Origin of the sequence: Nonomuraea sp. KM90, from assembly GCF_052246675.1 — a bacterium.
Classification (GTDB): Bacteria; Actinomycetota; Actinomycetes; order Streptosporangiales; family Streptosporangiaceae; genus Nonomuraea.
Genome location: NZ_JBQQCB010000272.1, coordinates 1 through 5,045 on the forward strand (window position 1 = coordinate 1; position 5,045 = coordinate 5,045).

At 65.9% G+C, this 5,045-nt stretch carries 4 protein-coding genes; all 4 read right to left on the reverse strand.

The window, feature by feature from the left end; genetic code table 11:
* Nucleotides 1-139 precede the first annotated feature (139 nt).
* The 4 genes from ACTWPW_RS62940 to ACTWPW_RS62955 all read right to left on the reverse strand — a co-directional run bounded on the left by ACTWPW_RS62940 (nt 140) and on the right by ACTWPW_RS62955 (nt 4,876).
* Nucleotides 140-1,036: a TniQ family protein gene (locus tag ACTWPW_RS62940; protein ID WP_443174840.1), complete on the reverse strand. Its 897-nt coding sequence runs from the start codon at nt 1,034-1,036 to the stop codon at nt 140-142.
* Nucleotides 1,033-2,106 (reverse strand): AAA family ATPase, encoded by a 1,074-nt coding sequence (locus tag ACTWPW_RS62945; RefSeq protein ID WP_443174841.1) that lies wholly within the window; start codon nt 2,104-2,106, stop codon nt 1,033-1,035. Before ACTWPW_RS62945 ends, ACTWPW_RS62940 begins: the two co-directional genes overlap by 4 nt.
* A complete protein-coding gene (locus ACTWPW_RS62950) occupies nt 2,106-4,076 on the reverse strand; it encodes a Mu transposase C-terminal domain-containing protein (RefSeq protein WP_443174842.1) in 1,971 nt (656 codons plus the stop codon). Before ACTWPW_RS62950 ends, ACTWPW_RS62945 begins: the two co-directional genes overlap by 1 nt.
* A gap of 65 nt (nt 4,077-4,141) precedes the next feature.
* Complete coding sequence (locus ACTWPW_RS62955; RefSeq protein ID WP_443174843.1) at nt 4,142-4,876, reverse strand: TnsA-like heteromeric transposase endonuclease subunit; 735 nt, start codon at nt 4,874-4,876, stop codon at nt 4,142-4,144.
* Between the last annotated feature and the right edge of the window lie 169 nt (nt 4,877-5,045).

The window sequence follows — 5,045 nt, forward strand, 5'->3', positions numbered from 1 at the left end:
CTGTCCTGTCGCAATGGAGCTGGCGAGTCGCATGCTCCTGAGGAGCATGTTGTCATTTCGGGTGAGACCGCGGAGTGGCGCGGCTGAGTAACCTGCCGAGGCATCGTTGGGGGTTCGGTCTGGCGTCGCATGTGTCTTGTCATGCGGTGGACTTGCTGCCTGGGCGGTGACGACTTGGGTGAGACGGCGTGTCGGGGTTTCTCATCGAGGATGGCAGTGTGGTGTGTCGGTGGAGCGCGGGGAGGCTTCGCGGGTCGAGGCCGAAGCTGCGGATGACCTCTGCCAGGAAGTCGTGGTGGACGGGGTTGTGGGGTTTGCTGAGAAGGGTGGTCAAGACGACGGTCTCTGGATAGGTGACCATTTCGATGAGGTTGCGGTCGTCATGCGGGTCTGATTCGGTGTCCGGATTGAGCATCTGGAGGCGGTCGTCCCAGGTGCGTTGGAGTTCGAGAGGGCCGTTGTTGTTGCTGAACCATCGGCTGGTCATGGTTCGTGCTTCGTCGTGGAGGGCGCTCGGCTGCAGGGGATCGCGATGACCGCGTAGGAGTCGGCGGTGACGGATGTTCGCGCGAATCAACTCGTGGAAGCGTGGGCTGATCGGGAGTTGCCTTCCGCCGAGCCAGCGTTGGTGCTGGAGACAGATCCGCTGGTGGGGGTAGGTGCGTTGAACGGCCAGGCCATGGACTCCGCGGCTGGCGGCGCAGAGCTGACAGACCTTTGTTTTCCAGGCCGTCGGCGTCAGGCTTGCCGGAGGGGTCGGGAGCGGGTTGGGTTGGGCGAGGGCGGCGAGGGAAGGGAGGGCGTGGATCAGCGCCGGGCTGTTTCGGCCGGTCAGGGCGGCGAGACGTTCGATTGAGGAGAGGGTCCAGCCGGTGAGGTCGTCCTTGTCTCGGGAGTGATGGCGGCCGGTGGCGATGAGGGCGTCGATCCGGCGGATGGGGAGGCGGTTGGCGTCGGCGAGGCGGTTGAGGTAGGAGCCGATCAGCTCGTTGGGGAGCGGGGCGAGGGGGACCGGCAGAAGCCTTGGTCGTGTCATGCGGCAGGGTTGTCGGGGTGCTGGTTGCGGCGCTTGCGCTGCTTTCTGCGGGCGTTGTGGCGTTCGGCGGCTTGGTCGAGGTCGATGGCTTCCAGTCCCTTGCGGGTGATCTTCTCGGTTTCGTCCGTGAGGGCGTCGATCGCGGCTTCACGGATGAGGTGGGAGAGGCTGCCGATCATGCCGCCGGTGCGGTCGTGGAGGTAAGGGCCGAGTTTGCGGAGGGTTCCGGGCCGGTGCGCGTGCAGGAGCAGAGAATCTTCCATGGTCGCGACCAGGGCCTGCCAGGCGTCTTTATCTGTGGCGGTGTTGTGGGGGAAGGCATTGGTGGTGATGAAGCTGTAGCGGCCGGCGATCTGGCCGCCCCTGCGTCCGGCGAACAGGCCAGTGCCTTCGACTTCGACTCCTGCGAGCACGAAGGTGGCGGGGATCCGCTCGGAGAGGTACTTGATCTGGTCGGAGGCCTCGGCGCCGACCCGGGTGGTGGGGTCTAGGTTGTGCAGTTCGTCGATGAGGACGAGATCGGTGCCCAGGGTGCAGAGAAGATCGCAGACTGCGTTGGTTACCTCGACCTGGGAGTAGCGGGCGGGGAGTTGAAGACCGATGAACCGGGCGATCTCGGTGGCGAGCATCTTGGGCGTTGCGGCGGGAGGAACGGTCACATAGACCACCGGTACTGCCCCGGATCTGTGCAGGCCGCGATGGCGAAGAAGCTGCTCGTGAGTCTTTCCCAACTGGGTGATCGCCGTGGTCTTTCCGGTGCCGGCCAGACCGGAGAGGATGATGCCGCGGCGGGCGGATTTCTGGCGTCGGTTGAGCAGGATCCGCTTGCGGCCGGTGGTGGTGACTTTCCGGATCGTCGGGGTGGAAACGATGACGAGTTGGGAGTGGTAGTCCTCCAACGCCGCGTAGTAGTCGCCTCGTTCAGCTTCGGTGAGCTTCTGCCGGCGGGCGGGCGGCAGGAGGACGGGCGGGCTGATGCGTTCCGTCGCGAACTCTGTCCAGCCTTCCCGGCTGGTAAGGGGGTTGTGTTCTGATTCCTCGGCGGGACCTGACGGAGTAGGGGCGATCATTAACGGCTCCCTTCGGTGAAGGCGTCGAACACGCCGAACGGGATGACGTCACGGGAGTCGGCTGCTTCTGTGGCGGCGGGCTCTTCGTCGGGTTCGGGCTGGTGATCGGGGCGGAGTGGCATGCCGGTCGAGGCTTTCGTGCGTGCCGCGATGCGGCGGTCGGGGCCTTTCTCCGCGCGGGTGAGGAGGTCGTCGACCACCAGAGCGACCGCGTTCTCATCGGTGTCATCGGCGCCGCGGGCCGCCAGGATCGCTCGCGCGTGTCGCCAGGTGAAGTCGGCGAATGGGCCGGAAACTAGGTGTCGGCGGGTCCAGGGGACGGTGATCCATCCGTCGCCGCGATGGTCGCGAACCCAGACCTGAGATGGGTCGTAGGGGTCGTAGTGGACCTCCCAGAGCCCATCTCGGGTGGCGATGCCGGAGGACTGGCGCCGGTATTCACCGAGCTCGGGGCAGTCGTAGGTCCGATAGTCGATCTTTATTCCGTAGTCGTTGATCGCCCGCCATTCGACGGGCAGCAACTCCAGGTAGTCGTCGCCGCTGAGACAGACCGGCAGATATCCGGATCGGGCCACTAGCAGCGCATAGACCTCGTTCGGCGAGAGCGCTCTGCCGGGCAGGAACGGGCTGCGCAGCCCGTCGTGCGGGCGAGGCTGCCAGCAGGCGACGACCCATTCGTCGAACAGGTCGGCAAGCTCCTGGATCGTCCAGACCGCCTGGATATCCTGGCCCCGCATCGTCACATTCGAACCGACATATCCGGCGACGTGCTGGCAGAACAGGGTGTTGATCGAAGCGAAGGTCCGCTCGACTACCGCCTTGTCCGTCGGGGTCGCGGGCCTGGCGGGTTGAACGGAGATCCCCAACGACCGGCAGGCCTCGGTGAAGGTAGCCGAGACGAACACCTTGCCGTGGTCGATGATGATCGTCTCCGGAACGATGACGGGCCGGGCAGCAGCGTGCTTCAAGCGCGAGTCGATGCTCATCAACCGGGCGTGCGGGATCAGCGAGGACGACATCCGCAACGCCTCCGCCCAACCCGGCCGCATCGGCTCCGGCACCAGCGTCCGCGCCAGCAGCAGTGCGGCATCGACCGCCTTGGTTCCAGCGGGTCGGAGCACCGCAGCGCAGATCGTGCGGGAGGCAACATCGACCACGATCGTGAGTTCGGCCCTTCCGATCACCCCGTCGTCCAGGACCACCAGGACATCCAGCGGAGTCGTGTCGATCTGCACCAGCTCGCCCGGTCGGGATGCCGCCGTCGGCGTGAACGGTGCCTCCGGCCGCCTTGCTTGAGAACGGCGGGTCGTGGCTGAGCCGAAGGGGTGCCGGCCGCGTTCAAGCTCGCGAAGCAGCCGATAGAACGTCGCGCGCGACGGAACTGGCACGATCCCCTCACCGAACCGCTCGACCAGCAGTTTCTGAACGCGGCGGAACGCTCGGGTCTTGGTGCCCGTCGTCGCGGTCTCCTGAGCAGCCAGGACCTCCTCAACCACAGCGACGAACCTCTCGTCGCAGCGGCCCGTTGGCTCCGGAGTTCGAAGGGTCCGGCCGTCGACGAGCCCCCAAACGCCCTGCTCGTGCCAGGCGCTCCGGAAACGGTGGAGAGTCCGAGCCGAGGTCGGTGTTCCAGAAGCAGAAAGTTCGGCGGCCTTCGCCGCGAGCCGTTCGGTCAGCGTCCGCCAACGCGGATCGTATTCGGGCTTGGGCAGCGTCCCCTCGGCGGCATCCGGCGGAAGTCCCGTCTCAAGCTCGATCAGGTGCCGTTCCAGCGCTTTAGCCTTCTGCAGGGCGGGTTCCGGCACCGTGTCCAGGAGCCCGAACGGGGCCAGGCTCGGCGAGGAGGGCTCACTGTCGAGTAGTTCGAACCCGGGCGTGGCGACGAGATAGGAGAACAGCACCATCGACGCGGTTCCCGCGCTGTCCAGCAGGCGGACCGACGTCCCCTCCAACCCGACTACCTGATGCATCCGACCGTCCAGCCTCAGCCGGTCGCCGACCCGAACAGCGCCGCGAGGTCCCTCGCTTGTGCCCCTCACCGGCCAGCCTCGCTGATCAGACTCCGGTCCGAGAGCGGGCGCGAGAGGTCCGTGGTGAGCTGTCCTGTCCAGAGCAGGTGGAACACCACCGGCAGAACCTCGATTGGATCGCTGACCGTCGCGGCCTGGGCCAACAACGGCCCTGGAACCGTGAAAGCCGCGACCACCGCGGGCACCATCCCGGTCTCCCCATGCCGGCGGTGTCGATAGCCGGCCAACCATCGGAGATTCGCCGCCCGTGTCGGCTCTAGTTCCCCGACGAGCCGGTAAGCCCATCCCGCCAGTTCGCAGGCCCGCCCCATCACGCTGAAGGACTCCGCTGACCTCACATCTCGTCGCTCAACGGGTCGGCAATCGATCACCAGAGCCGTTCCATCGGCCGTGCGAGCGAAGAAGTCCGGGGCGTGCGACCGCTCCCGCCGGGACGTCTCGTCTCGCCACCACAACCAGAACGGCTGAGAAGCGAACCCGACCACCTGCGGATCAAAGTCCAGCAGCATCGCGTGATCACGCTCAAGCCAGGACTCGAACCCCACATGGGCGTCCATCGTGGCCGCGTAATACAAGCCCGGAAAGTGCCGCTGCCCCCGGTAGGAGACGAACTCCCGGACCGGCGGCACCGATTCGTACCCCACATCGACGGCGTCGCCCAACGGACGGCGCACCGCTCCCCGCTCACCCAACCACGACAGCTCCCAACTGCTGCCAGTGTGCTCTCTGATCTCCTCCATCCCACGACCATCGCTGATCCATTGAGACCCGCCACCTAAAACGAGAACTGAATCACCTCAAGGGATGCATAACGTAACTGTCAAGTCACCGAAGGTGGCATCAGGGCGGTGTGCCGTGAGACGAGCGCAAGATCCAGTGAGAATCGGCCAACTTCAGTGCGACAGGACA